Consider the following 26,436-nt stretch of genomic DNA (forward strand, 5'->3'; position numbering starts at 1 on the left):
AAACCGCAGCCGGTGCACCCACGATCGAGGCACCCAGCCCCACCCCCTGCACCGATGCACCCAACGAGCGAGGCACCCAGCCCCTCCCCCGCACCCCGATACGAAGCTCATCTGCGGTCTGGGGGTGCTTGTCAAGGCATCTTTCCCGCCTTGACAAGCACCCCCAGACCGTCAGCACAATCAAGCTTCGGGGTGCCCCACGCACGCACAAGCGATGTCGCCGCCAGGCGACGAGCCGTTCACAACGTCCGCGAAAACGGATCCCACTCAACGGGCAACAGCTCCCCCGGCTCCACCCGACTGGAGACCTCAACCCCCACCCCAAGCTCCATGGACTCCTCAACAGCCACCATCACATCCAGCACGTGATAAGCCATCTCCCCGGAAGCCCTCTCCCCCACCCCAGCCCGAACCGACCGAGCCAAATCAAGCACCCCCGTACCCCGAGAACCCGAATGCCCCACCGCGACAAGTTCCTCAGACTCCCCACCCACATGCACCACAGCAGAACCGTCAAACCGATTAGGATCCGGCAAAACCGCAGTCCCCAACGAACCAGAAACCTCAACAACCCCAGTCCGCCGCAACGCAGAATCAAAAGACAACAAAACCTGCGCACACCCCCCGCGCGCAAACTCGATCAACGCACTAACCGTAGTAGGCACAGTAACCGCAAACTCAACCCCAGCCCGAGGCCCAGCCCCAATCACCCGAGTCTCCCGCCCCTTCCCCCCAACCCCGGTAACCTTCCGCACCGCCCCAAAAACCTGCACCAGCTGCGTCAAGTAATAAGGCCCGATATCCAGCAACGGCCCGCCCCCGGCCTGAAACAAAAACTCCGGCGCGGGATGCCAGCTCTCCGGCCCAGGCGTCTGAAACAACGCCAGCGCCGCAACAGGAACCCCGATCCGGCCGAGCGCACGAAGCGCGGTCTGGTGCCCAGCCCCCAGAAGGGTGTCCGGCGCCCCAGCCACCCGCACGCCCTTTTCCCGCGCCCGGTCGAGAAGTTTCCGCACCGTCGGCCGATCAACCCCGATCGGCTTCTCCGACCAAACGTGCTTCCCCGCCTCCACCGCCGCGAGACTCACCTCGACATGCACCGCGGGCACAGTCAGATTCACGACGATCTCGACATCCGGCAACGCGAGCAGATCCGCCATCGACCCGCTCCAAGGAACCCCGTATTTCGCCGCCTGCCCCCGAGCCCGGGATAAATCGAGATCAGCGACCCCCACCACCCGCAGATCCGGAAACGCTGTCAAATTCTCCAAATAGGTGTCACTGATAAACCCAGCCCCGACGACCCCGACCCCGACCGTCACTTCCCCACCCCAGCGAGATAAGCGAAACTCTCCGCGATACCGCCGAAAACATCCTCATGCCGATCGAACTCCACCACCCGCAACGCCTCCGGAGCCGCCGCGAGCACATCCTCCAGCGGCACCCGCCCCTGCCCCGCGGGCACCTGCCCGGAAGCATCGACCGCCAGCGACCCGTCCTTCACGTGAATCGCGCGCACCCGCTCCCCCAGCCGATGCAGCAACGCGGGCGCGTCCTCGCCGCCCGCCGTGGCCCAGTAGGCGTCGACCTCCAGCACGACCTCCGGGTCAAGCCGATCCGCGAAGACCTCCAACGCGCTGCGCCCGTCGATCCGCGATTCCAGCTCCCACCAATGATTGTGGTACCCGACCCGGACGCCGTATCCCGCCGCGACCTTCGCCGCGGCATTGAGCGCTTCCGCAGCGGCAACGATATCCGCTGAATTCTGCCACTGCGCCGCCGGAATCATCGGTTCGATGACGACTTCGATCCCCAATTCCCGAGCCGCCGCGAACACCGCGTCCAGATCCTTCCCGACCAACGCGGCGTGTGCGGTCGGCGCGCTCAACCCGTGCGCGGCCAGCCCCGCACGAAGCGCCTCGACGTTCTCCACCACCCCGTACGGCTCCACGCTGCCGAACCCGATCGCAGCCAGCCGCCGCAACGTCTCGTCCGGATCGGCCGCGAACGCGTCGCGCACCGAGTAGAGCTGCACCGAAGGTCCACCCATGCCAACTCCCAGAGGTAGAGGGCTTTCGCCAATTCCTACCACCTGGTCAGAATTGACACCAGGACAAAACCGGACGGAAATCCCGCGCCAAGATCAGCCGAGTTCCTTGTGCCAGATCAGAAAATCGCACGGAGTGGCCAGCAGCGGAGCCAGCTCCGGATGCGGCCCGTCGATCGTCGACGTCTCCACCACCCGGTACCCCAGCCGGCCGTACCACTGCGCGAGGAACTCCTTGGACGGATGCGTCCACTCCCGCGGCACCAGCAGCTCGAGCTGCATCCGCGTGCACCCCTCGGCCCGGCAATGCCTCTCCGCGAACCGGACCAGCTCCCGCCCGATCCCAGCGCCGCGCACCTCCGGCGAGGCAGCGAGCAGACCGAACTCCCCGAGGTCCTCAGCCAGCCGCTGGATCCGGACCGAGCCCACCACGGCCCCGTCGATCCGGGCGACCGCGATTTCCCCCGAGCGAACCAGCCCGGCCATCTCCGCGGCATTGGTCCGATCGGCCGAACCGGCCCACAATCCCGCCTCGGCCTTCGCGTAGACGGTGTTCACCAGATCGGTCAGCAAGGCCACCAGCGCGGCGTCCTCGGCGGCGGACGGCGGCAGGAAGGCGATCTCCGGAGTCGTCACCTGTCCAGCCTAACCACACTCAGCTGGCGGCCGAACCGGAAACCGCGGGCCGCGCCTCCCCGAAGCCGCCGTAGCGACCGGCTTTCGCGCGCTTGCGCACCTCGTCGAAATGCCGGTGCACCGCGTGCGCGGCCGCCTCCGCGTCGCCGCTCACGAGCGCGTCCACGATCGCCTGGTGTCGTTTCGCGGTGGCCGGAGCGGACGAAACCGGCCCGCCCATTTCGCCTTCCGCGGCCCGGTAGACGTCCCAGAACAAGCCGGTCAGCTCGCGCGCCAGGTCGAACCCCGCCTCGGCGCAGATGAGGTCGTGGAATTCGCGGTCGGCCACCGCCGCGTCCGGCCCCTTGCGGCGCATCCGCGCCACGCACGCCTGCAGTTCCCCGATCAGCTCCGGCCGGTGGTCGCGCGCGACCCGGCTGGTCAGCTCCGTTTCGATCATCTCGCGGACCTCGAGCAGGTCGCGCAGCCGTCCGGCGTCGGTGCTGCCGCGGCTGCGCGTGCGGAAGAGCAGCCACGTCTGCAGCGCCTCCGACCCCGCCGAGCCGACGAACGTGCCGTACCCGTGCCGGACCTCGACGATGCCGAGCGCCTGCAGCGCCTTCACCGCCTCCCGGATCGAATTCCGGCTGACCCCGATGTCCTCGGCGAGGCTCAGTTCGGTCGGCATCGGCGCGCCGGTCGGCAGCTGCCGGTCGACGATCAGGTCGATGATCTGCTTGGTGATCTCTTCACTGCGTTGCGGGCGCGCCACACGTGTCTCCCGGATGTCTTTCTTGCACTGGCACGTCGCCATCGGAGGACATCCTACGTCATGATCGGCTCGCGCCGCTGCACCCGCGCGGGTGGGAACAAGCCTCTTGACCGGGGCGGGAACGGGACTTAGGGTTCCGGCAAGTCATAGGACGTCCCACGTCCTACTTCTCGATGCTTTCTGGGTGGAACACCGCATCAAGTCAGGAGACGCCATGTCCCGAACCGCCATGGGGACTCAGTTCAACCGGCGCGCACTGCTGCGCTACGCCGGCCTCGCCGGGGCCGCCGCAGCGGTTTCGTCGACGCTCGCCGCGTGCGGCGGCCCCGCGTCGACCAACAAGACCGGCAGTTCGTCCGGTTCCGTCACCGCGGTGATCGGGTACGGCAACAACCAGACCTGGGACCCGCTGCAGACCGCGTCGGCGTTCGCGATGGCGGCGATCCTGCACAGCTACGAATCGCTCGTCGAAGGCGATCCGGTCACCCGGGAACCGTTCCCCGGCCTGGCCAAGGCGCTGCCTGCCGACCTCAAGAGCACCACGCTGCGCTTCGAACTGCGCGACGGCGCGAAGTGGCACGACGGGAAGCCGGTGACCGCGGACGACGTGGTGTTCACCTACGCCCGTGTGCTCGACCCGAAAGAAAACGTGCTCATCCACAGCTTCTTCGCGCAGTGGCTGGAGTCGGTCACGAAGGTCGACGCGAAGACAGTGGAGTTCAAGCTGAAGTTCGCGTTCCCGTACGCGCTGCAGCGGATCCAGATCTGCAAGATCGTGCCCAAGCACGTGTTCGAGAACAACTGGAAGGCCGCCGCCGCGGGCAAGGTCGTCGGCTCCGGACCGTACAAGATCACCGAGCAGGCGCCGCTCTCGCACACCTCGTTCGAGAAGTTCGCGGACTACAACGGCCCGCGCCCGGCCGCGTACGACAAGATGCTCTGGAAGTCCATTGTGGATTCCGCGCCGAGGGTCGCGGCGATCTCCGGGGCCAAGCCGGACGCGCAGATCGCGGAGAACATCCCGCCCGCCAACGCCGAGCAGCTCCGCAAGGCGGGCCGCACGGTCGAATTCGCCGACGGCGGCAACAACCTGTTCCTGCTTTTCAACACCAAGCACTCGCCGTTCGCCGACAAGCGGGTCCGCCAGGCGCTGCATTACGCGATCGACAAGAAGAAGATGATCGAGATCGGCTTGCGCGGCACCGGAACCGCGGGCACGTCGTTCATCAACCCCAAGCTGCCCGGTTCGCAGCCCGCGTCGCAGAGTTTCGAGTTCAACCCGGAAAAGGCGAAGCAGCTGCTCGCCGAAGCGGGCGTGAGCAGCTTGAAGATCTCGCTGTCCACAACGAACACTTCGCTGGTGCTCGACTGCGTCAAAGTGATCAAGGAGGGCTGGGACGCGATCGGCGTGCAGACCACTTTGGACTCCCAGGACACCAAGGCGCTGTTCTCCAAACTGGACAACGGCGACGACTTCCAGGTCGTGGCCACCACGAACAACCCGCTGCAGTTCGGCAACGACCCGGACCTGCTCATCCGCTATTACTACGACGCGCAATCGGTGCTCATGACGAAGTACGCGCGCTGGAACGGCGACGACACCAACGCGTTGCTGGCGTTGCAGGACAAGGCCGCCGCGGAAACCGACGAGACGAAGCGCGGCGGGCTGTACAAGCAGTTGCTCGACCAGATTTCCGAGCAGGCGGTGATCTACCCGATCGTCTTCACGCAGATGGGGACCGCGTGGGACCCGAAGGCGATCAGCGGCGTCCGCGCCCAGGGATACCCGGGCATCTACCTCAACCAGGCCAAACCGGTCTGACAAGGAGACCCGCGAAGTGACAGTCGTCGTGCGGATGCTGGCCGGCCGCATCCTCGCCCTGATCCCGCTGCTGCTCGGCGTGATCCTGTTCGTGTTCATCGTGATGCGGTTCTCGCCGGTCGACCCGGCGATGGCCGCGTTCAACGGAGCCAACGCCACCGCTGATCAGCTCCAGCAGTTCCGTGAGCAGAACGGCCTGCTCGACCCGTTGCCGCTGCAGTACGTGCACTTCGTGTGGCATCTGCTGCAGGGCGACTTCGGGACGAGCGTGATCACCAAGGAGCCGGTGGGCCAGACCATCGCCACCGCGCTCCCGCTCACCGTGCAGCTGACCCTGCTCGGCCTGGCGCTGGCGCTCGTCGTCTCGGTCGTGCTCGGCGTGACCTCGGCGCTGTTCCGCGGCCGCTGGCCGGACCACCTGATCCGGTTCGTGACGCTCGCCGGCGTCGCCGCCCCGGCGTTCTGGATCGCGCTGCTGCTGGTGCAGTGGCTGGCGGTCGGCAAGGGCCTGTTCCCCACCAGCGGCTACGTCAGCCCGGCGGATTCGTTCTCCGGCTGGCTGAACTCGCTGACGCTGCCCGCGATCGCGCTGGCCGCGCCGGTCGCCGCGCAGCTGACCCGGGTGATCCGGACGTCGATGGTCGAGGAACTCGACAAGGACTACGTGCGCACCGCACGCGGCGGCGGGCTGCCGCCGGTCGTCGTGGTCGGGCGGAACGTGCTGCGCAACGCCCTGGTCAACCCGCTGACCGTGCTCGGCCTGCGGGTCGGCTACCTGCTCGGCGGCGCGGTGGTGATCGAGACGATGTTCGCGCTGCCCGGCATGGGCCAGAACATGATCCAGGCCGTGCAAGACGGCGACACCGCCAAGGTGCAGGGCTTCGTGATCACCATCGCGGCCGGGTTCGTGCTCGTGAACCTGATCGTCGACGTGCTCTACCTCGTCGCCAACCCCCGTCTGCGGAGCCGCTCGTGATGCGCCCGGTCCTCCGCCCGAACCTGACCGCCCGGCTGTCCCGGCCCGGCGTCCGGTTCCGGCGGCTTCCCCTGTCCTCGTGGATCGCGCTGGGCGTGCTGATCGTGCTCGGGCTCGTCGCGGTCCTCGGCACCGTCGTGGCCACGCACAATCCGGACCTGCTCAGCACCGACACCGGCGGGCCCAGCGCGGCGCACTGGTTCGGCACCGACCAGTCCGGCCGCGACATCTTCTCCCGGCTCGTCGCGGGGACCCGCTGGTCGCTCGCGATCGGTCTCGGCGCGACGCTGCTGGCGCTGGTCGCGGGCGTCGTCGTCGGCTCGTTCGCGGCGACGTCCGGCCGCCGGGCCGACGGCCTGGTCATGCGGGTCCTCGACGTCCTGATGGCCTTCCCCGGCATCGCGCTCGCCGCGGTGCTGGTGGCGGTGTTCGGGCGCGGCATCCTGGTGCTGATCCTCGCCATCGGCTTCCTCAACATGGCTCCGGTGGCGCGGGTGGTGCGGGCGAACGTGCTCGCGCAGTACGGCGAGGACTACGTCGCGGCGGAGCGGGTGATCGGCGCGAAACGGCTGTTCATCCTCGCCCGGCACGTCGCGGTCAACTGCGCCGCGCCGATCCTCGTGTACTGCACGGTGACCGTGGCGGACGCGATCGTGTTCGAGGCGTCGCTGTCGTTCATCGGGGCGGGCATCCAGCCGCCCGATCCGTCGTGGGGTTCGGTGCTGTCGGACGGCAAGGACCTCGTGCTGACCGGCGGCTGGTGGGCGACGCTGTTCCCCGGCCTGCTGATCCTGGCGACGGTGCTGGCGCTGAACATCCTCTCCGAGGGGATCTCCGACGCTTGGGCCGCGCCGTCGGCCCGCACCGCGAAGGCGGCCGAGGCGGCGCAGCAGATCGAACTGGCCCCCGAAACGGTTCCGGCAGTGCTGCCGCTGCGCGGTCTGCGCGAAGCCGGGCAACGGCTGGCGGCGAAGGCGAGGGATCTGTCCGGCCGGGAAACCGTGCTGGCGGTGGAGAATCTCGCGATCTCGTTCCCGGACCGGCACAGCGGCGTCAACGTCGTCGACGGAGTGTCCTTTTCGGTCCGTTCCGGCGAGGTGCTGGGGCTGATCGGCGAATCGGGCTGCGGGAAATCGCTGACCGCGCTGTCGATCATGGGCCTGCAGCCGGACGCCGCGAGGCTCAGCGGCGAGATCCGGTTCGCGGGCGACGACCTGCTGACCATGAAGCCGAACGTCCGCCGCCGGCACCTCGGGCACGACCTGGCGATGGTCTATCAGGACGCGCTCAGCTCGCTGAACCCGGCGATGACGATCCGCGCGCAGCTCAAGCAGTTCACCCGGCGCGGCGGCACGCGCACGCCGGAAGAGCTGCTCGAACTGGTCAACCTCGATCCCGGCCGGACGCTGCGGGCGTATCCGCACGAGCTTTCCGGCGGGCAGCGGCAGCGTGTGCTCATCGCGATGGCGCTGTCGCGCAGCCCAAAGCTGATCGTGGCCGACGAGCCGACGACGGCGCTCGACGTGACCGTGCAGGCGCAGATCATGGCGCTTTTGCTGCGGTTGCAGGAGGAACTGGGCTTCGCGCTGGTGCTGGTATCACACGACCTCGCGCTGGTATCCGACATCGCCGACCGCGTTGTGGTGATGTACGGCGGGCAGGTCGCCGAGACCGGCGCTACCGCGGCTGTCGTCGGCGCGCCGCGGCACCACTACACGCGCGGCCTGCTCAGCGCGGTGCTGTCGCTGGAGGAGAACGAAGCGAAGCTCACCCAGATCAAGGGCGTCGTGCCCGCACCGGCGGACTTCCCGCCCGGCTGCCGGTTCGCGAGCCGGTGTCCCGCCGCTCGCGGGCACTGCTTCGAGGTCGCGCCTGAGCCTTCGGGCAACGGGCATCTCGTGGCTTGCCACTACCCCGCCGAAAGTCCCGTGGTGGCCTTGGCAGAAGGAGCGCAAGCATGAGCCTCGTCGAGGTCGACGGCGTGCATGTGGTGCACAAGATCCGCGGGTCCGGATTGTTCGGACACGACCGGGTCTACGCGCTCACCGACGCGACCCTCGCCATCGCGAAGGGCGAAACCGTCGGCGTAGTCGGGGAATCCGGCTGCGGAAAGTCCACTTTGGCCAAAGTGCTGGTCGGGCTTCAGAAGCCAACCTCCGGCACTGTGCGCTATGACGGGAAGCCGCTGTCCGCGTTGCGTCCGGCCGAACTGGGCCGCACGGTCGGCATGATCTTCCAGGACCCGTCGACCGCGCTGAACCGGCGGCTGCCCGTCTCGAAGATCCTCCGCGACCCGCTCGACGTGCACCAGATCGGCACGGCCGAGGAGCGCGCCGAACGGGTCCGGGAGCTGATGAACCTCGTCGGTCTGCCGTCCAGTGTGGCCGACGCGCTGCCGTCGCAGCTGTCCGGCGGACAGCGGCAGCGCGTGGCGATCGCCCGCGCGCTCGCCTTGCGGCCGGCGTTGCTGGTGGCCGACGAACCGACGTCCGCTTTGGACGTTTCGGTGCGCGCGCAGATCCTGAACCTGTTGCTGGAACTGCGCGAACAGCTCGAACTGGCGATGGTCTTCGTGTCGCACGACATCCAGACCGTGCGCCGGATGAGCGACCGCATCGTGACGATGTACCTCGGCCGGATCGTCGAACAGGCCCCGGCCGCGGAACTGCCGCACCACGCGCATCATCCGTACACGCGGGCGCTGTTTTCGGCGACGCCGAGCCTGCTGCACCCGGTGGAACCGATTGTCCTCAGTGGACCGGTGCCGTCGGCGACCGCGCCTCCGCCCGGCTGCCCGTTCCACACGCGCTGCCCGAAAGCCACCGATGAGTGCTCCCTCGCCTTGCCACCGCAGTCCGGGCCGGACGAGCACACGTACCGCTGCATCCATCCCGAGATCACGACCGGAGTGACCGCCTCATGACTGCGCCCAAGTTCGCCGGCATCATCCCGCCGCTGTGCACGCCGTTCCACGACGATTTCACCGTGGACACCGCGTCGCTGCGGCGGCACATCGAAGTCCAGCTCGACGCCGGCGTGCACGGGATCTTCGTGCTCGGATCGTCCAGCGAGGTCGCCTTCCTGCCCGACGACCAGCGCCGGATCACCGTCGAAACCGCGGTCGACCAGGTCGCCGGGCGGGTCCCGGTGCTCGCCGGCTGTATCGACATGACGACCCTGCGCGTCGCGGAGCACGTGAAGACCGCCGAAGCGGCCGGCGCGGACGCCATCGTGGTGACCGCGCCGTACTACACGCGCACGCATGTCGCGGAGATCGACCGGCATTTCCGGCTCCTGCACGAGCGGACGTCGCTGCCGATTTTCGCCTACGACATCCCGGTGGCCGTGCACACGAAGCTCGACCGCGACATGGTGCTGAACCTGGCCGCGGACGGCGTCCTGGCCGGGCTCAAGGACTCCAGCGGCGACGAAGCCGGGTTCCGGATGGTCCTGCAGCAGCGGCGCGAACGCGGGCTGGAGCAGTTCGCCGTGTTCACCGGATCCGAACTGCTCGTGGACTCCGCGCTCGCGCAGGGCGCGGACGGCGCGGTGCCGGGGCTCGGGAACGTCGACCCGGTCGGCTATGTGCTGATCTACGACCACTTCCGCGGCGGCAACCCGCAGGCCGCGCGGCGCGAGCAGGAACGGCTGCTGACGCTGTTCAGCATCACCGACGTGGCGCCGCCGAACCGGATGGGCCGCGGCTCGGCCGCGCTCGGCGCGTTCAAGGCGTCGATGAAGATGCGCGGATTCATCGACAACGCGGTGATGGCACCGCCGCAACTCCCCCTCAACGACGACGAACTGCTGCAGATCAAGGGAAAACTAGCGGAAGCGGGTCTCCTCTGATGGATCGGCTGTACTACGGCGGGGATTACAACCCCGAGCATTGGTCGCCCGACGTGTGGGCGGAAGACCTGAAACTGATGGCCGAGGCATCGGTTTCGATGGTGACGGTCGGGATTTTCTCCTGGGCGCAGGTGGAACCGCGGCCGGGAGAATTCGATTTCGGCTGGTTCGACACGGTGATGGACAACCTCGCCGCCGGCGGCGTCCGCGCTTGTCTCGCCACTATGACGGCCTCACCGCCGCCGTGGCTTTCCCACCGGTATCCGGAAATCCTGCCGGTGCGCGCGGACGGCACCCGGCTGTCCGCCGGTGCGCGGCAGCAGTTCTGCCCGTCCAGCCCGGTGTTCCGCGAGCACGCCGCCCGGCTGGTCGAACAGGTCGCCACCCGGTACGCCGGGCATCCGGCGCTGGAAATGTGGCACATCGGCAACGAATTCGGCTGCCACATCCGCGCCTGCTATTGCGACGAGTCCGCAGTGGACTTCCGGCGCTGGCTCACCGAACGCTACGGCAGCATCGAGGCGTTGAACGACGCCTGGAGCACGACTTTCTGGTCGCAGCGGTACTCCGAGTTCGCCGAGATCCAGCCGCCGCGCGTCGCGCCGACCTTCCCGAACCCGGCGCACCAGCTGGACTACCACCGGTTCTCTTCCGACGCGTCGCTCGGCTGCTACCTCAACGAGCGCGAGGTGCTGGCCCGGATCACCCCGGACGTCCCGGTGACCACGAACTTCGTCGGCCTCGTGCAGAAGTCGCTCGACTGGAACAGGTGGGTGCCACACGAGGACATCGTGAGCCTCGACTCCTACCCCGACCCGTACGATCCGCGCGGGCACCTGGAAGCGGCCTTCGCCTACGACCTGGTCCGGTCCATCAAGGACGGTCAGCCGTGGCTGTTGCTGGAGCAAGCGCCGAGCGCGGTCAACTGGCGCACCCGCAACAGCCCGAAGCCGCCGGGGACGATGCGGCTGGGCAGCTGGCAGGCGGTCGCCCGCGGCGCGGACGCGGTGTTGTTCTTCCAGTGGCGGCAAACTCCGGGCGGGGCCGAGAAGTTCCACTCCGCGATGGTGCCGCACGGCGGTCCGGACACCCGGACGTTCCGCGAGGTGCGCGACCTTGGCCAGGAACTGGCGTCGCTGCCGCAGCTGGCGGACAGCCGGGTCAAGGCCGACGTCGCGGTCCTGCACGACTGGAACAGCTGGTGGGCGCTGGAGCTGAACTCGCATCCGTCGGACGACCTCAGCCAGCTCGACGCGCACCTCGCGCACTACGCGCCGCTCTTCGACGCGAACGTCACCTGCGACGTCGTGCACCCGTCGCGCGATCTGTCCGGGTACCGGCTCGTCGTGGTGCCCAATCTGTACCTGATGGACAGTGCGGTCGCGGCCAATCTCCGCTCCTATGTGGAGGGTGGCGGACATCTGGCGGTGTCGTTCTTCTCCGGCATCGCCGACGAGAACGACCGGGTGTACACCGGCGGCTATCCCGCGCCCCTGCGGGACATTCTCGGCCTGCGCGTCGACGAGTTCTGGCCGCTGCCCGAAGGCGGTTCCACCACGCTCGACCTCGACGGCACGCATGTCGGCGCCACGATCTGGTCCGAATGGATCGAAGCCGAAGGCGCGGACGTCGTCGCCACCTTCGCCGAAGGCCCGCTGGCTGGCCGTCCCGCGATCACGCGGAACGAGTTCGGATCCGGGGTCGCGTGGTACCTCGGCACCCGGCCGGACGCGGACGTCATGCGCACGCTCTTCGACCGGATCACCGCCGAGGCCGGAGTTTCGCCGGTGCTGCCCGGATTGCCGGACGGTGTCCAGGCGATCGTGCGGCACGGTGTCGACGACTATCTGTTCCTGCTCAACCACAACGATGCAGCTGTCACCGTCTCTCTGCCTTCCCCTGGTACCGATTTGCTCACCGATCCCGCTCAGCCATCGTCCGAAGTGGAACTGGCCGCACACGGCGTGGCCGTCCTTTCCGGACAGTTCGGAACGGAGACCAGATGAGAACCGCCCTTCGCGTGGTGCTGGCGTTCGTGCTGCTGGCTTTCCTCGCTCCCGCCGGTGCGGCCCAGGCCGCGCCGCAGTTCGATCAGCAAGCGCTCTTCAACCCGCATCAGGAAACCGGATACGCGTGTTTCCGCATCCCGGCGATCGTCCGCAGCACGCACGGCACACTGCTGGCCTTCGCCGAGGGCCGCAAGAACAACTGCGGTGACACCGGCGACATCGACCTGGTCCTGAAGCGCTCGACCGACGGCGGCACCACCTGGTCGCCACTGCAGGTGGTCAACCGCGGCGGCGGGGACACCCACGGCAACCCGGTGCCCATTGTGGACACCAAGACCGGCCGGATCGTCCTGATCACCACGTACAACAAGGGGCGTACCGACGACAAGGGCTGCGACGTGCCGTGCCCGCGCACGCCGCATTCGCAGTACAGCACCGACGACGGCCGCACCTGGTCCACGCCGGTCGACATCAGTGCGCAGGCGAAACTGCCCGCGTGGGATTCCTGGTACGCCTCGGGTCCGGTGCACGGCATCCAGCTCCAGCACGGCCAGCACGCGGGCCGGCTCGTCTTCGGAGTGAACGCCGAACGCAGTGACGGCACCAATTCCGTCGAAAACTACGCCGGGCTCATCTACAGCGACGACGGCGGTTCCTCCTGGCATGTCGGCGCTGTCGACAACTACCTGCATCCGGTGGGCGGCACCTTCACGCAGAAGCCGTCGGAAGTCAGCGTCGTGGAACTGCCGGACGGCACGATTTACGCCGGGGGCCGCGAGCAAAGCGGCACCGACATCGGCAACCGCGACTACGCGTTGAGCCGGGACGGCGGCGAGACGTTCTCCCAGCGCTTCACCACGATCCCCGACCTCGTGACGCCGATGGTGCAAGGTTCCCTGCTGCGCCTGGACCGTCCCGGCGGCAAGCGGATCCTGTTCGCCTCCCCCGCCGACACCGACCGGCGCCGCTGGATGACCATCCGTTCGTCCTATGACGACGGTCGCACGTGGGAGAACGCGGACCAGGGCACGCGGATCACGACGGACTGGTCGGGTTACTCCGACCTGGTCCAGCTCAGCGGGCCGCAGGACCGGAACGCGAAGATCGGCCTGATGTACGAGGGCGGCGCGGTGGACGCCCGCGACGAGATCCGCTTCGCCCGTTTCGACGAGAACTACCTCGGCTGGAAGCGTTCGCCGGGAGTGTCCACTCCGGACGTCGCAAGTAGACAGTCCGCGCGCATCCTCGGCGACGCCAGTCTGGTTCCCGGCAAGTTCGGCAAAGCGGTCCAGCTGAAGAACGGCTTCGTCCGCGTCCCGTACTCGCCGGCGCAACTGGTCGGCTCAGGCGACTTCACTTTCTCCACCTGGGTCAACTACGGCGCATCGAAGGACCCGCAGCCGCTGCTGTGGCTGGGCGGCATGGGTTCCACCGCGCCGCAGCTGTGGCTCCGCGCCGAACCCGCGTCGCATCGGCTGATCGCGATGATGACGACCGCGGCCGGAAGCAAGTCGGTCACCACGCAGTCGGCGTACGACGATCAGAAGTGGCATCACGTGGCGCTTCAACGATCGGGCGGCCAGCTCCGCATCCTGGTCGACGGCGCGGTAGCCGCGTCCGGTCCGGACTCGCCCGGGTCGGTCACCCAGACCGTCTCGTTCCAGCTGTGGCTGGGCGAGCGCCTGGACGGCGCGCAGCACCTCTCCGGCGCGCTGGACGACAGCCGCCTGTTCCGACGGGCACTGTCCACTGCGGACCTGACCGCCGTCCGCGCCGGGAAACCGGTCCCGGGCGCGGTCATGGAACTGCCCTTCGACCGGTAACGCACCGGCTGAAGCCGGGTGACTGCCACCCGGCTTCAGCCGTGCAACGCGAGATACGGCGCGATCCCGACCAGCACCGCGATGAGGGCGGCCTTGAGCGTTTTGGTCGGCAACGCGTGCGCGATCCGCCATCCGATCAAGACGCCCGCCAGCTCCGGGATCCCGACGATCGCCGCCAGCCGCCAATCGACCGCGCCATGCAGGACATACCCGAGCGTCCCGACGCTGGCGATCACCACCGACTGCACCTGCGCCGCCGCGAGCGCCCCGAGCACCGGCATCCCGGCGACGACCAGCAACGGCACCGCCAGCATCGGCCCGCCGACGCCGACCAGCCCCGCCACGACCGCGACGCCCGCCCCGATCGCCCCCGCGACCGGCAGCCCGACCGCCCGCTCCCGCCCCTTCAGCCCGACGAACACCGCCACGACAAGCGCGAACCCGCCGAGCACGATCCCGAACGCCTTGGTGGACACCCAGGAGTTCAGCAGCACCCCCAGCGGCGTCCCGACGAGCGCGGCCGCGGCGAGAACTCCCGCCACCCGCCGGGTTCCGGGTTCCCGCAACTGTCCGGAATGGACAAACGCGGCACTGCCGAGGATCCCGGTGGCCACGTGCGTGACGATCGCGGTGCCCGCCACCTGCGCCGGGGTGAGCGAGGTGAAGACGAACAACCCGACCGTCGCGAGCACCCCGCCCGGCCCGACGGCCGTGATGCCGATCCCGGCGAGCAATCCGGTGACAATGAGCGCGGCGATCACCTCGGGCACCTCCGGAAGTCGTTTTCTCTTCTGCGCTCGGCCGCGGGGTCGGCTTGTCCGCGTCCGGTCCGCCGCCGGGAATCGCGGCGCACTCCCGCCCGCCGGACGTCGCTCTCTCGCCTGCGCTCCGCCGCGCGGTCACCTTGTCCGCGCCCGGTCCACCACCGGAAACCGCAGCCCACTCCCGCCCGCCGGAAGCCGCTCTCTCTTCCGCACTCCGCCGCGGAGCCGCCCGGCCCACTCCCGCTCCGCCACCGGAAGCCGTTCGCTCTTCCGCACTCCGCCTCGCGGTCACCCTGTTCGCGCCCGGTCCACCACCGGAAACCGCAGCCCACTCCCGCCCGCCGGAAGCCGCTCTCTCTTCCGCACTCCGCCGCACGGTCACCCTGTCCGCACCTACTCCGCCACCAGAAACCGCAGCGCACTCGGGCGTCGTGCGTGTCGAAGCCGGTAAGAACCGGCATAACCTCGCACGAGGCTCGCCGGATCACGCCGCCCCGCGTTGCAAGGTCGCGCGCAGCGTGAGGCGGTCCGCGCGGATGTGCAGCCACTCCGCGTCGACCGGTCGTCCGTCCGGCAGCCGGGTCAACCGGTCCAGCGCGAACACCGCCGTCCCCGGCGCGATGTCCAGCAGCGCAGCCGTGTCCGGCCCGGCGGACACCGCGTGCACCTCGACTTCCGCCCGCCCCAACCGGATTCCGTTCGTCTCCTCCAGGAGCGCGAACAGGTCCCGGTGCGCGAGGTCCTTCCCCAGCAACGGAATCCCCAGATCCGCGACCAGATAGGTCGAGTCCAGCGACAACGGCGCCCCGCCCAGCCGCCGGACGCGCTCGAGATGCACGACCTGCTCCCCCGCCGCCAGGCCGAGCCGCTCGGCCACCGACGGCGGCGCGGCGACCGTCTCGGCGGTGCGCACCTCGTTGACGACCTCGCCGTGCCCTTCGAGCGCCTCCGCCAGCCCGGTCAGCCGATCGAGACCGTGCCCGTACTTCGGGCGCACGACCAGCGTCCCGACGCCTTGCCTGCGTTCGACGAGCCCCTCGTCCCGCAGCAACCCGAGCGCTTCCCGCACGACGTTCCGCGACGCGCCGAACCACTCGCCCAGCGCCCGTTCGCCCGGCAGCAGATCCCCGACCTCGCCCGCGACGATCCGCTGCCGCAACCCGTCGGCCACCTGCCGGGCCCGTTCCGCCCTCCGCTGCGTAGTCACCACTTCGGCGACGCTACCTGGATTTTGATTACGCCGAGGTTACGCCACCCGCATTGACCTGCGGAAACGCCGTGAGCAGCGGGAACGGGGACCGGGTGGCGCGTTCCGCCACCGCGAACCGGCCGGACGGGCGCGGACGCTCCGGCGGGCTCGGAGCCAGGCGAGGCCAGCTGCCCCCGTCACCTTCGGCGGAGCGTTCCCTTGAGCCACGACCGCAAGCCCGCAGCCCGCACCGCGACCGGCCGCAAGCCCGCACCCCGCACCGCGACCGGGCGCAAAGCCGCACCCCGCACCCCGCACCGCGACCGACCGCAAGCCCCACCGCGACCGGCCGCAAACCCGCCCCGCGCCTCAGCGTCCAGCAGCCGAAGCGCTCAGCAAATGCTCCCCAGGCTCGACGTCCAGCCCCACCACATCCCGTACTCGGCGAGGTTCCCCGCGTCGTTCAGGTGCACGTTGTCCGCCAGCCACGGGCTCGGGTTCGGCAGGTTCGCCGAGCCCGCGGGCGGGATGTACTGCCGCAGGTCGACGAGCGCCGTCCCCTTGGCGACCGCCGTCTCGTAGATCGACGAGGCGTACTGCGACCAGAAGTACTTCTGCGTCTGCCCGCCCCACGGGTTGGGCGTCCACTTCAGCTCGGCGTAGATCGACAGCAGGATGTCGACCCCGGGCCGCGCGGCGCGGATGTTGTCGATGACCTTGCCGAGGTTCGCCTTGAACACCGCCGGGTCGGTCTGCGAGATCAGCTCGTTGCCGCCGAGGTCGATGAGCACCAGGTCGGGCTGGCGCTGCGTGATGTCGGCGAGCGCGCCGGTCGTGTCGGGCCAGCGGCCGCCGGGGAGGTAGTCGGTGGCCATCGCGCCGTTGTGCGCGTAGTTCTTCGTGGTGGTGTTCCACTCGGCGTGCAGGTCGTTGGCGATTTTCGTGGTCCAGCCGTACGTGGTCGGCGCGTAAGTGTCCGTAGTGGACTGGTAGCCCGTGGTGCCGTAGCCGGTGTCGGCCGACGTGCCGAGGATCGCGACCTGCTCCTTCTTGGTGCACCAGGTGCTGGTCTGCCCGGCGTCGGCGGCGACGGCGGGGGACATCGCGATGCCGAAGCCGACCAGGGTCAGCAATGCCGCGACACGGGCTTTTCGCATGGGGGACCGGGCCTTTCCGGGGAGGATGATCTGCGGATGTGTCGCGGCGGCCGCCCCGCGCGTTACCGGTGTGCCCGAACAGAAACCTGGATGCGGGGAGCGTCACGGTTCTGGCAGTCTCGAGGAGGTGAAGATCTTGTTCGCCACCGCGCCCGGGTACGGGCTCACCCTCCCGCTGATCCCGGTCGTCTGGGCCGCCCGCGCCGCCGGGCACGAGGTGCTGCTGGCCACCACCGCCGAGATCGCCGAGGTGTCCGCGCGCGCCGGGCTGCCGGTCGCCGACGTCTTCCCCGGCCGCGACATCTGGGCCGATCTGCTGGCGAACGTCAAGGACGGTTCCGCCCCGGACGCGGACGAACCCGAGGAGTACCGGCTCGCGCGGCAGGCCCAGGGTCCGTTCGGGCTCTTCACCGCCGCCATGACCGGGGGCACCATCGAAGCGGGCCGGGCGTTCGGCGCGGACCTGGTCGTCTACCCGTCCGACCACGGGGCGGGCGCGCTCGCCGCGGTCGCGCTCGGCGTGCCCGCGCTGGAGGTCGGCAACCGGATCTCGTGGTCGGCCAGGGACCTCTCGTGGCGCACCGAGCACGACGACTTCCTGAGCGGCGAACTCGTCGCGCTGATGCGCGAGAAGCTCGGCATCGGCGACGCGCCGCCGAACGTCGTCGCCCGGATCGACCCGCGCGCGCCGAGCATGGGCGGGCTGCGCGCGGACGAGGAGCACGTCGACGAACGCGACGGCACGCCTTGGTGGCCGATGCAGTTCGTCCCTTACAACGGCGGAGCAGTGCTGCCGGAGTGGGCGCTGCGGAAGCCGGAACGGCCGCGGGTGGCGGTCACGCTGGGCACGGTGGTTCCGGCGATGACCGGGGTCAGCAGTTTGAAGGTCGTGCTGGACGCGCTCGGCGGGATGGACGTCGAGGTCGTTCTCGCGGCGGGCACCGCTGATCTGAGCGAGCTCGGCGAGCTTCCGGAGAACGTCCGGTCGGTGGGGTATCTGCCGCTCTCGGCGTTCTTGCCGGGGTGTTCCGCGATCGTGCACCACGGCGGGTCCGGGACCACCGCCGCGCCGTTGTTCTACGGGGTGCCGCAGGTGGTGTTGCCGAGTTTCGCGGACAATCCGATGTCGGCGGAGCGGGTGGTCGAGCGAGGCGTCGGGCTGAGCCATGATCCGTCCGCTGTGGACGTCGAGACGATGCGGAAACTGGTGCGCCAGGTGCTCGAGGACGATGCGTTCTCCACGGCGGCGGCCGAGGTGCGCGCGGAGATCGCCGGGCAGCCGAGCCCTTCCGACGTCATCGCGCGCGCCCTCGCCGCGTTGAGCTGAACCGGATCCGGCACCGCGCGGGGCGGACCCGGCAGGACCGTCAGCCGGGCCGGCCCGCGCGCTCAGCGGCCGAACAGCGACTTCAACTGCTCGGGAACGCGCTCGCCGTGAATGGGAATCTGCGCCGCGGCCTCCTCGATGTGCTGCAGGTCGCCGGGCGTCAGCTCGACGTCGAGCGCGCCCAGGTTTTCTTCGAGGCGGTGCAGCTTCGTGGTACCGGGGATCGGCACGAACCACGGCTTTTGCGCCAGCACCCAAGCGAGAGCGATCTGGGCCGGGGTGGCTTTCTTGTCGCCGGCGATCTGCTGGAGCAACTCGATCAGTGCCTGATTGGCCTGTCGCGCTTCGGGCGTGAAGCGCGGCAGAGAGCGGCGAAGGTCGTTGTCGGCCAGAGGCGTGCGATCATCCATTTTGCCGGTCAAAAAGCCTTTCCCGAGCGGACTGTAGGGAACCAGGCCGATGCCCAGCTTCTCCAAGGTCGGAATGATCTCGGCTTCGTGCTCGCGCGTCCACAACGAGTATTCGCTTTGCAGCGCCGTTACCGGCTGCACGGCGTGAGCGCGGGTGATTGTCGCCGCACCCGCCTCTGACAAACCGAAATGCTTGACCTTGCCTTCGGAAATCAGCTCTTTCACCGTGCCCGCCACGTCTTCAATGGGCACCTGGGGATCGACGCGGTGTTGATAGAGAAGGTCGATGCGATCGGTGCGAAGACGCGTGAGCGACGCCTCGGTCACCCGGCGGATCTGCTCCGGGCGGCTGTCGAGTCCCGACATCGGGCTCGGTCCTTGTTCGCCGTGCCGGATGCCGAACTTGGTGGCGATCACCACCTGGTCGCGCACCGGCGCCAGCGCCTGACCGACCAGTTCTTCATTGGTGAAAGGACCATAGACTTCGGCGGTGTCGAAGAAAGTCACGCCGCGGTCCGCCGCCGCCCGCAGCAGTTTCGTCATCTCGGCGCGCCCCGGGGGCTCGCCGTAGAAGAAACTCATTCCCATGCAGCCCAGTCCCAGGGCCGAAACTTCGAGTTGCTGTCCCAGCAAGCGCTTCTGCACCGCAAATGCTCCTCAGTAAACATCATCCAGGCCATTGCTACTGCCCACAGATTAGGCAGGCCCTTCCGACATCTGGGAGATCCTGATGATGCAGGTACTGCGAGAACCCCTCTCGCCAGAACAGCGGCCCTAGATCGCGGTTTCTCCCTTGCCCAGCACGACAATCCCGAAATCGCTCACGTGGTAATGGCCGCGATCCCGCGCCAGGTCCACCCCGATGTGCGCACCGGGCGGGACGACGACGTTCTTGTCCAGGATCGCGCGCCGCACCACCGCGCCGCGGCCGACCCGGGCGCCGTCCAGCAGCACCGAGCCCTGCACGACAGCGCCGTTCTCGACGAAAACGTCCGGCGACAGCACCGAATCCACCACTTGTGCGCCGGAAATGATGCAGCCGTTGCTGACGATCGACTGGGTCGCGGTGCCGCCTTCCACGAACTTCGCCGCCGCGCGCTGGCCGGGGTGGGCCAGGATCGGCCATTTCCGGTTGTACAGGTTGAAAATCGGCTGCGTCGAGATCAGGTCCGTGTGCGCGTCGTAATAGCTGTCGATCGTTCCGACGTCGCGCCAGTAGCCGTGGTCCCGGCTTGTTTCGCCCGGCACCACATTGCCGTTGAAGTCGTAGACCGCCGCCTCGGATTTTTCCACCAGCGCCGGGATGATGTCGCGGCCCATGTCGTGTTTGGACGCCGGGTTCTTGGCGTCCGCGTGCAGCGCGTCGAGCATCACCTGCGTCGTGAAGACGTAATTGCCCATCGACACATACGATTCGTCCGGCGAATCCGGCAGGCCGGGCGGGTCCTCGGGTTTCTCCAGGAACGCGTCGATCTTCGTCCCGTCCTCGGTGCTGATCACGCCGAACGACCGGGCCTCCGCGCGCGGCACGCGAATCCCGGCGACCGTCACGCCCGCGCCGGACGCGATGTGCGCGTCGATCATCTGGCGCGGATCCATCCGGTAGATGTTGTCCGCGCCGAACACCGCGATGTACGCGGGCGATTCGTCGTGCACGAGGTTGAGGCTCTGGTGGATCGCGTCCGCGCTGCCCTGGAACCAGCGCGGGCCGAGCCGCTGCTGGGCGGGCACCGGCGTGACGTACTCGCCGGTCAGCGACGACAGCCGCCAGGTCGTCGAGATATGCCGGTCCAGCGAATGCGATTTGTACTGCGTCAGCACGCAGATCCGGCGGATCCCGCCGTGCACCAGATTGGAGAGCACGAAGTCGACCAGCCGGTGCACGCCGCCGAACGGGACCGCGGGTTTCGCGCGGTCGGTGGTCAGCGGCATCAGCCGTTTGCCCTCGCCGCCGGCGAGGACGATTCCCAGCACATCGGATCCGTCGATCACGAAACCCTCCCGCACGCCTCGTAAACCCCGACCGTCGCGGCGGCGATCGCTGCCCAGCCGAACTCTCCCACCGCGCGGTCCCGTCCGGCGAGGCCCAGCCGGGTGGCGCGATCGCGATCCGCGGCCAGGTCGTTGATCCCGCGCGCGAGCCCGGCCTCGAAAGCGCCGGGCTCGTTCTCGTCGTAATGCACCAGCACACCGGTCTCGCCGTCCGCGACCACCTCCGGGATGCCGCCGACGTCGCTGGCCACCACCGCGGTGCCGCACGCCATCGCCTCCAGGTTCACGATGCCGAGCGGCTCGTACACCGACGGGCATACGAACACCAGCGCGTGCGTCAGCAACTGGACGACCTCGGTGCGCGGCAGCATCTCCGGAATCCAGTGCACGCCGGACCGGTTTTCCTGGAGTTCAGCGACAAGCCCGCGGAACTCCGCGTCCAGCTCCGGTGTGTCCGCACCGCCCGCGCACAGGATCAGCTGCACGTCTTCGTCCAGCGCGGCCCCGGCGCGCACGAGATGCGGCACGCCCTTCTGCCGCGTGATCCGCCCGACGAACAACGCGTACGGCCGGTTCGCGTCGATCCCGTGTTTCTCCAGCACATCGGTGCCCGGATCGGGTTGGTACAGCTCGGTGTCGATGCCGTTGCGCACCACGTGCACCCGCGCCGGGTCGACGTTCGGGTACGCGGCGAGCACGTCGCGCCGCATGCCGGAGCTGACCGCGATGATCGCGTCCGCCGCCTCGTACGCGTCGCGTTCGATCCACGACGACACCCGGTAGCCGCCGCCGAGCTGCTCGGCCTTCCACGGCCGCAGCGGTTCGAGCGAATGCGCGGTGATGACGTGCGGGATGCCGTGCGCGAGCTTCGCGAGATGGCCGCCGAGGTTCGCGTACCAGGTATGACTGTGCGCGAGATCGTGCCCGGCGAGGGCGTCGGCCATCGAGACCGCGATGTCCATGGTGGCGAACGCGGGCTGGGCGTACCCGTGCGCGTCGCGGTGCCCGTGCGCGCCGTCCGGGCGGTCGGGGCCCCAGCAGTGCACGTCAAGGTCGACCAGCGACCGCAGTTCCCGCGCGAGGAACTCGACGTGCACCCCCGCTCCCCCGTACACGTCCGGCGGGTACTCCCGGGTGAGCAGGCCGACCTTCATGGGTCGACCCTAGACGTCCGCCCCGGACGCACGCAGTACGGAAAGCGGGCGAATCCGGTTCGCCGCTCAGTGTTCGCGCCGTCCTACCACGACGGTCGCGCCGAGTTCGTCCTCTTCTTCCACCCACGCGACCAGCCCCGCCCGCCGCAGTTCGGCCGTCGCGGCGTCGGCTTGGCGTTCGCTGGCCTCGAAAAGCACGTGCCCGCCCGGCACCAGCCACTCCGGAGCCTCGGCGACGACGCGACGGAGCACGTCGAGACCGTCGGCTCCCCCGTCGAGCGCGACACGGGGTTCGTGGTCGCGCGCCTCGGGCGGCATGAGCGCCACGTCGTCGGTCGGGACATACGGGACGTTCGCGATCAGCACGTCCACCCGGCCGCGCAACCGCCGCGGAAGCGGGGCGTAGAGATCGCCTTGGTAGACCTCACCAGGCACGTTCTGCCGCGCACAGTCCACCGCGGCGGGCTCGACGTCCGCCGCGTGCAGCTCGATCCCGGGCACCTCGGCCGCGACCGTTGCGCCCAGTGCACCGGAGCCGCAGCACAGATCGAGCACCACCGACTGCTCCCGCGCGAACCCGGCGGCCAGCCGCACGAGCAGTTCCGTGCGGTGCCGGGGCACGAAGACGCCCGGCGCGACAACGAACCGGCGGCCGACGAATTCCGCCCAGCCGAGGATGTACTCCAGCGGTTCCCCGGCGACCCTCCGCTCGACCATCCCGGCCAGGTCGCCTGATTGGCCCAGCAGAAGCCGGGCCTCGTCCTCGGCGAACACGCACCCGGCGGCGCGCAGCCGCGCGACAGTGTCCTCGAAGTCGCTCACGGCACCACGACGACGGGCCAGGTCGCGGCGCGCACCAGCCGGTTGCCGACCGAACCGACGAGCCGGTGCCCGCCCTGTTCGGAGGCGCCGACCACGACCATGTCCGCGTTCACCTCCTGCGCGGCCTGGCGCAGTTCGGGGAAGGTCTCGCCGCGGCGGACCACGAACGTGACCGGCACCTGCAGGTCGGCCGCCCGGTCGCGCAGTTCCGCGCGCAGCTGCTCGATCTCTTCCTCGAAGGTCTGCTGCTGCACGTCGACGACCGCGGCCGCGGCGAGGCCGGTCCACACCGTCGGCGCGGCCACGTACACCACGACCAGCCGCGCGCGCTGCCTCCGCGCGAGGCCGCCGCCGTAGGCCGTCGCCCGCAGCCCGGTCGGCGAAGTGTCCGCGCCGACCAGGATCACGCGCGGTCCGTCGGTGCCCCGTTCGTACGGGCCCGGATCCCAGCTGGGTCCGTATTCCTCGACCAGTTGCTCCACCCGGCCCATTATGTCCGGCGTGCCGGACCTCGCCGGGTCGCGCCCGTCACCCTCGGGCACGCTCCGCAAGAAAATTCCCACCCAGTTGGATTTTGGGCCTTTCGGAGTACCCCGGGCGTCTCGTGCCTGGTAGCGTCCCCGCAACCTGAACACGCGTCCGGGAAGGACCGGGGAGCCCACACGCGTGCGGCGGCGAGGCGGATCGCGATGCGAGACGATGTAGTCGAGGCGAGTGCGGTGGTCGGGCACTCGCCCGAACAGGTGTGGCAGATAGTCGGCAGTCCGGAGCTGTACCCGAGGTTCGTCCCGGCGATCAGCTGGTGCGAGGTCACCGTTCCGGCCGAGCGCGGGCGCGGGCCGCACTGCCTGATCCGGCTGGCCCCGGACCGGCACACCATGGTCGAGGGCACGATTCACGCGGCGGTGTACCGCCCGGGCGAGCACGTCGTCTGGTGCGGGCTGCCGGACGAGCGGACCTGGGTGTCGGTCGAACTGCGGCCGGTCCCGCGCGGCGGCACCGAGATCGTGCTGCGGATGATGCTCCCGTCGCTGCCCCCGGAACACTCCGACCTGCTCGCCCGAGGCACGGCGAAAGGCCTGCTCAAACAGCTGGCGAAGCGGATCGGGCAGCAGCTGTCCGGGCTGCCGGGCGACCCGCCGGAGCAGGAGCCCGCCACCGCCCTGCGCACGGCGAACACGCTGGTCCGAGCGGGCGTGCTGGCCGCGGGACGGCCGGACAAGATGGTCAAGCAGCTCAGTTCCCTCGCGCGCTGGGGCGCGACCCTGGCCGGCGGATACCTCGCCGCGACCGCGCGCGGGGCCGATGACGTCGCGGTGCACGACGAGCGCAACACGCGCACGTTCGGCGAGATCGACGAACGCAGCAACCAGCTGGCCAACGCGCTGGCCGCGCTCGACGTGAAGCCCGGTTCGCGGGTCGCGCTGATGTGCCGCAACCACGCGGCGATGATCGAGGCGTTCGTCGGCTGCAGCAAACTCGGCGCCGACGTCGTCCTGCTCAACACCGGTCTCTCCCCCGCCGCCGTCGAGGAGGTGCTCACGCAGCACCCGCCCGCCGCGGTGCTCGCCGACGACGAGTTCGCGCCGATCATCGCGTCGGTGCCCGGCGAATTCCCGCGCGTGAGCACGTGGGACGACGCCGACCAGGGCTACCGCACGCTCGACGAACTGCTCCAGGACGCCCCGACGACCCGGCCGAAGCCGAGCGAACACGAGGGCCGGATAGTCGTGCTGACCTCCGGCACCACCGGAGCCCCCAAGGGCGCGCGCCGTCCGACGCCGAAGGGCGTGAGCACGTCGGCGACCGTTTTGTCGCGAATCCCCTTGCGGGCACGGGACAAGATCGCCGTGGCCGCCCCGCTGTTCCACAGCTGGGGGCTGGCCGCGATGCAGCTCGGCATGGCGCTGCGGGCGGAGCTGTCGCTGATCCGCCGGTTCGACGCGGAGCAGACGCTGCGCACGATCGCCGAGCACCGCTGCGACGCGCTGTTCGCGGTCCCGATCATGCTGCAGCGGATCCTCGACCTGCCCGAACGCGTGCGCAACCGGTACGACCTGTCGTCGCTGCGGATCGTGGCGAGCAGCGGATCGGCGATGCCGGGCGCGTTCGTGACGTCGTTCATGGACACCTTCGGCGACGTCCTCTACAACTTCTACGGCTCCACCGAGGTGTCCTGGGCGAGCATCGCCGACCCGGCCGACCTGCGCGCCGCGCCGACGTCCGCGGGCCGCTGCCCGCCCGGCACCCAGGTCGCGATCCTCGACGACGACCGCCGCCCGGTCCCGCCCGGCGACGAGGGCCAGATCTTCGTCGCCAACGACATGCTGTTCGACGGCTACACCAACGGTTCCAGCGTCCCCCGCGCGCACGACCTGATGGCCACCGGCGACGTCGGCTACCAGGACGCGTCCGGACGGCTGTTCGTCACCGGCCGGGCCGACGAGATGATCGTGTCCGGCGGCGAGAACGTGTTCCCGCGCCCGGTCGAGGAAGCGCTGGCCGCACTGCCGGGCGTCTCGGACGCGGCCGTGGTCGGCGTCCCGGACGACGAGTTCGGCCAGCGACTGGCCGCGTACGTCGTGCTCCGCCGCGGCGCCCGCATGCACGCGGAAGACGTCCGGCACTACATCCACCAGCGGCTCGCGAGGTTCGCTGTGCCGCGCGATGTGTACTTCGTGCCGGAGCTTCCGCGCAATGCCACCGGGAAGATCGTGAAGCGGCTTCTCAACGACGACCTTTGGCCGATCGCGCAGGGGTAGCCCTACGGCCCCAGCGCGCGCCCAGCCGCCCGCCCCACTGCCTCCGCCACCGCGGCCAGCGACGGCGAGTCCAGCTTCCACTGCTGCCAGTACAACGCCACGTCCACCGCCCGGTCCGGCGCGAGATCCACCAGTTCCCGTCCGGACAGCTGCAGCTCCGGCACCATCCCCCAGCCGAGCCCGGCCGCCACCGCGTCCACAAAGGACACCGATGCCGGGATGCAGTGCCGGACCCGGCCCGAGAGCTTGCGCCGGGTCAGGCGGCGCAGGAACCGGTCCTGCAAATCGTCCTTCCGGTCGAACACCACCACCGGCGCGGCGGGCAGCAGCTCCGCGAGCGAGCCGCCGTCCAGCCAGCGGCGCACGAACTCCGCCGACGCCACCGCCCGGTACCGCATCGTGCCGAGGCGGCTGACGGTGCAGCCCTGCACCGGCTGCGGCGTCGCGGTGATCGCGGCCATCACCAGCCCCTCGCGCAGCAGGGCGGCCGTGTGGTCCTGGTCGTCGCTGCGCAGGTCGAACGAGACCGGCGGTTCGGCGGGGACCTCTTCGAGCGCGGGCAGGAACCAGGTGGCCAGCGAGTCCGCGTTGACCGCGATCGGCAGCGTCGTCGGCTGGCCAGCTCCGCCGAGCCCCAGTTCCGCGCGGGTGTCGGATTCGAGCCGCGTCAGCTGCCGGGCGAACCGGACCAGCACCTCGCCGGATTCGGTGAGCCGCACGGGTTTCGACCGCAGCACGAGCACCCGGCCGATCCGCTGCTCCAGCGCCTTCACCCGCTGGCTCACCGCGGGCGGAGTCACGTGCAGGACGGCGGCGGCCCGGTCGAACGACTGCTCGTCCACCACCGCGAGCAGGGTGCGGACCTGGTCGAGCGGAAGATCGGACATCACGAACGCTTATCTTAGTTCAGAATCTTTACCTGGAGTAATGCGGACGACCGCTTCTA

At 69.4% G+C, this 26,436-nt stretch carries 22 protein-coding genes; 9 read left to right on the forward strand and 13 right to left on the reverse strand.

Annotated elements, in window-relative coordinates; genetic code table 11:
* Positions 1 to 239: 239 nt before the first annotated feature.
* The 4 genes from FKO37_RS34390 to FKO37_RS34405 form a co-directional block, all read right to left on the reverse strand.
* Positions 240 to 1,322 (reverse strand): Gfo/Idh/MocA family protein, encoded by a 1,083-nt coding sequence (locus tag FKO37_RS34390; protein WP_238607232.1) that lies wholly within the window; start codon positions 1,320 to 1,322, stop codon positions 240 to 242.
* Positions 1,319 to 2,050, reverse strand: a complete 732-nt coding sequence (locus FKO37_RS34395; RefSeq protein ID WP_238607233.1) for a sugar phosphate isomerase/epimerase — start codon at positions 2,048 to 2,050, stop codon at positions 1,319 to 1,321. The genes FKO37_RS34390 and FKO37_RS34395 overlap by 4 nt, the downstream gene beginning before the upstream one ends.
* 93 nt (positions 2,051 to 2,143) lie before the next feature.
* Complete coding sequence (locus tag FKO37_RS34400) at positions 2,144 to 2,683, reverse strand: GNAT family N-acetyltransferase (protein WP_134732935.1); 540 nt, start codon at positions 2,681 to 2,683, stop codon at positions 2,144 to 2,146.
* A gap of 19 nt (positions 2,684 to 2,702) precedes the next feature.
* A complete protein-coding gene (locus FKO37_RS34405) occupies positions 2,703 to 3,434 on the reverse strand; it encodes a FadR/GntR family transcriptional regulator (RefSeq protein WP_043833627.1) in 732 nt (243 codons plus the stop codon).
* Between the two features lie 214 nt (positions 3,435 to 3,648).
* Between FKO37_RS34405 and FKO37_RS34410 the strand changes: the two genes are divergently transcribed.
* From FKO37_RS34410 to FKO37_RS34440, 7 genes are read left to right on the forward strand one after another with little or no spacing between them, the layout of a single operon-like run.
* Entirely contained in the window at positions 3,649 to 5,256 is a 1,608-nt protein-coding gene (locus FKO37_RS34410; RefSeq protein ID WP_238607234.1) for an ABC transporter substrate-binding protein, read from the forward strand.
* Positions 5,257 to 5,272: 16 nt separating this feature from the next.
* On the forward strand, positions 5,273 to 6,232 hold the full coding sequence (locus tag FKO37_RS34415; RefSeq protein ID WP_037713542.1) for an ABC transporter permease: 960 nt from the start codon (positions 5,273 to 5,275) through the stop codon (positions 6,230 to 6,232).
* On the forward strand, positions 6,232 to 8,193 hold the full coding sequence (locus FKO37_RS34420) for a dipeptide/oligopeptide/nickel ABC transporter permease/ATP-binding protein (RefSeq protein ID WP_134732948.1): 1,962 nt from the start codon (positions 6,232 to 6,234) through the stop codon (positions 8,191 to 8,193). Before FKO37_RS34415 ends, FKO37_RS34420 begins: the two co-directional genes overlap by 1 nt.
* Positions 8,190 to 9,155, forward strand: a complete 966-nt coding sequence (locus FKO37_RS34425; RefSeq protein WP_043833633.1) for an ABC transporter ATP-binding protein — start codon at positions 8,190 to 8,192, stop codon at positions 9,153 to 9,155. Before FKO37_RS34420 ends, FKO37_RS34425 begins: the two co-directional genes overlap by 4 nt.
* Positions 9,152 to 10,081, forward strand: a complete 930-nt coding sequence (locus FKO37_RS34430; protein WP_043833635.1) for a dihydrodipicolinate synthase family protein — start codon at positions 9,152 to 9,154, stop codon at positions 10,079 to 10,081. Before FKO37_RS34425 ends, FKO37_RS34430 begins: the two co-directional genes overlap by 4 nt.
* Complete coding sequence (locus tag FKO37_RS34435) at positions 10,081 to 12,087, forward strand: beta-galactosidase (protein WP_238607235.1); 2,007 nt, start codon at positions 10,081 to 10,083, stop codon at positions 12,085 to 12,087. Before FKO37_RS34430 ends, FKO37_RS34435 begins: the two co-directional genes overlap by 1 nt.
* Positions 12,084 to 13,913, forward strand: a complete 1,830-nt coding sequence (locus tag FKO37_RS34440; protein ID WP_238607236.1) for a sialidase family protein — start codon at positions 12,084 to 12,086, stop codon at positions 13,911 to 13,913. The genes FKO37_RS34435 and FKO37_RS34440 overlap by 4 nt, the downstream gene beginning before the upstream one ends.
* 35 nt (positions 13,914 to 13,948) lie before the next feature.
* Here FKO37_RS34440 and FKO37_RS34445 read toward each other — a convergent pair whose 3' ends face one another.
* From FKO37_RS34445 to FKO37_RS34455, 3 genes are all read right to left on the reverse strand, one after another.
* On the reverse strand, positions 13,949 to 14,674 hold the full coding sequence (locus tag FKO37_RS34445) for a sulfite exporter TauE/SafE family protein (RefSeq protein ID WP_238607237.1): 726 nt from the start codon (positions 14,672 to 14,674) through the stop codon (positions 13,949 to 13,951).
* Positions 14,675 to 15,161: 487 nt separating this feature from the next.
* Complete coding sequence (locus FKO37_RS34450; RefSeq protein ID WP_037818785.1) at positions 15,162 to 15,887, reverse strand: GntR family transcriptional regulator; 726 nt, start codon at positions 15,885 to 15,887, stop codon at positions 15,162 to 15,164.
* Positions 15,888 to 16,258: 371 nt separating this feature from the next.
* Entirely contained in the window at positions 16,259 to 17,023 is a 765-nt protein-coding gene (locus FKO37_RS34455) for an SGNH/GDSL hydrolase family protein (protein WP_037818783.1), read from the reverse strand.
* Positions 17,024 to 17,150: 127 nt separating this feature from the next.
* On the opposite strand from FKO37_RS34455, the gene FKO37_RS34460 reads away from it, so the two are divergent.
* Positions 17,151 to 18,350 carry a glycosyltransferase gene (locus FKO37_RS34460; RefSeq protein ID WP_199818089.1) on the forward strand — a complete coding sequence of 400 codons (1,200 nt, stop codon included), beginning with the start codon at positions 17,151 to 17,153 and terminating at the stop codon, positions 18,348 to 18,350.
* 62 nt (positions 18,351 to 18,412) lie between these two features.
* Here the strand turns inward: FKO37_RS34460 and FKO37_RS34465 are convergent, their stop codons facing one another.
* The 5 genes from FKO37_RS34465 to FKO37_RS34485 all read right to left on the reverse strand — a co-directional run bounded on the left by FKO37_RS34465 (position 18,413) and on the right by FKO37_RS34485 (position 23,210).
* Complete coding sequence (locus FKO37_RS34465; protein ID WP_238607238.1) at positions 18,413 to 19,405, reverse strand: aldo/keto reductase; 993 nt, start codon at positions 19,403 to 19,405, stop codon at positions 18,413 to 18,415.
* Positions 19,406 to 19,534: 129 nt separating this feature from the next.
* Entirely contained in the window at positions 19,535 to 20,752 is a 1,218-nt protein-coding gene (glgC, locus tag FKO37_RS34470) for a glucose-1-phosphate adenylyltransferase (protein ID WP_037818780.1), read from the reverse strand.
* Positions 20,749 to 21,906: a glycogen synthase gene (gene glgA, locus FKO37_RS34475; RefSeq protein WP_238607239.1), complete on the reverse strand. Its 1,158-nt coding sequence runs from the start codon at positions 21,904 to 21,906 to the stop codon at positions 20,749 to 20,751. The genes glgC and glgA overlap by 4 nt, the downstream gene beginning before the upstream one ends.
* A gap of 66 nt (positions 21,907 to 21,972) precedes the next feature.
* Positions 21,973 to 22,728: a putative protein N(5)-glutamine methyltransferase gene (locus FKO37_RS34480; RefSeq protein ID WP_037818777.1), complete on the reverse strand. Its 756-nt coding sequence runs from the start codon at positions 22,726 to 22,728 to the stop codon at positions 21,973 to 21,975.
* On the reverse strand, positions 22,725 to 23,210 hold the full coding sequence (locus tag FKO37_RS34485) for a universal stress protein (RefSeq protein WP_199841133.1): 486 nt from the start codon (positions 23,208 to 23,210) through the stop codon (positions 22,725 to 22,727). Before FKO37_RS34485 ends, FKO37_RS34480 begins: the two co-directional genes overlap by 4 nt.
* Positions 23,211 to 23,417: 207 nt before the next feature.
* Here FKO37_RS34485 and FKO37_RS34490 point away from each other — a divergent pair, with 207 nt between their 5' ends.
* Positions 23,418 to 25,490, forward strand: a complete 2,073-nt coding sequence (locus FKO37_RS34490) for an AMP-binding protein (protein WP_037818776.1) — start codon at positions 23,418 to 23,420, stop codon at positions 25,488 to 25,490.
* Between the two features lie 2 nt (positions 25,491 to 25,492).
* On the opposite strand, the gene FKO37_RS34495 is transcribed toward FKO37_RS34490, so the two are convergent.
* Positions 25,493 to 26,377: a LysR family transcriptional regulator ArgP gene (locus FKO37_RS34495; protein ID WP_238607240.1), complete on the reverse strand. Its 885-nt coding sequence runs from the start codon at positions 26,375 to 26,377 to the stop codon at positions 25,493 to 25,495.
* Positions 26,378 to 26,436 lie beyond the last annotated feature (59 nt).

It is taken from the genome of Amycolatopsis sp. Poz14 (assembly GCF_006704225.1).
Classification (GTDB): Bacteria; Actinomycetota; Actinomycetes; order Mycobacteriales; family Pseudonocardiaceae; genus Amycolatopsis; species Amycolatopsis nivea.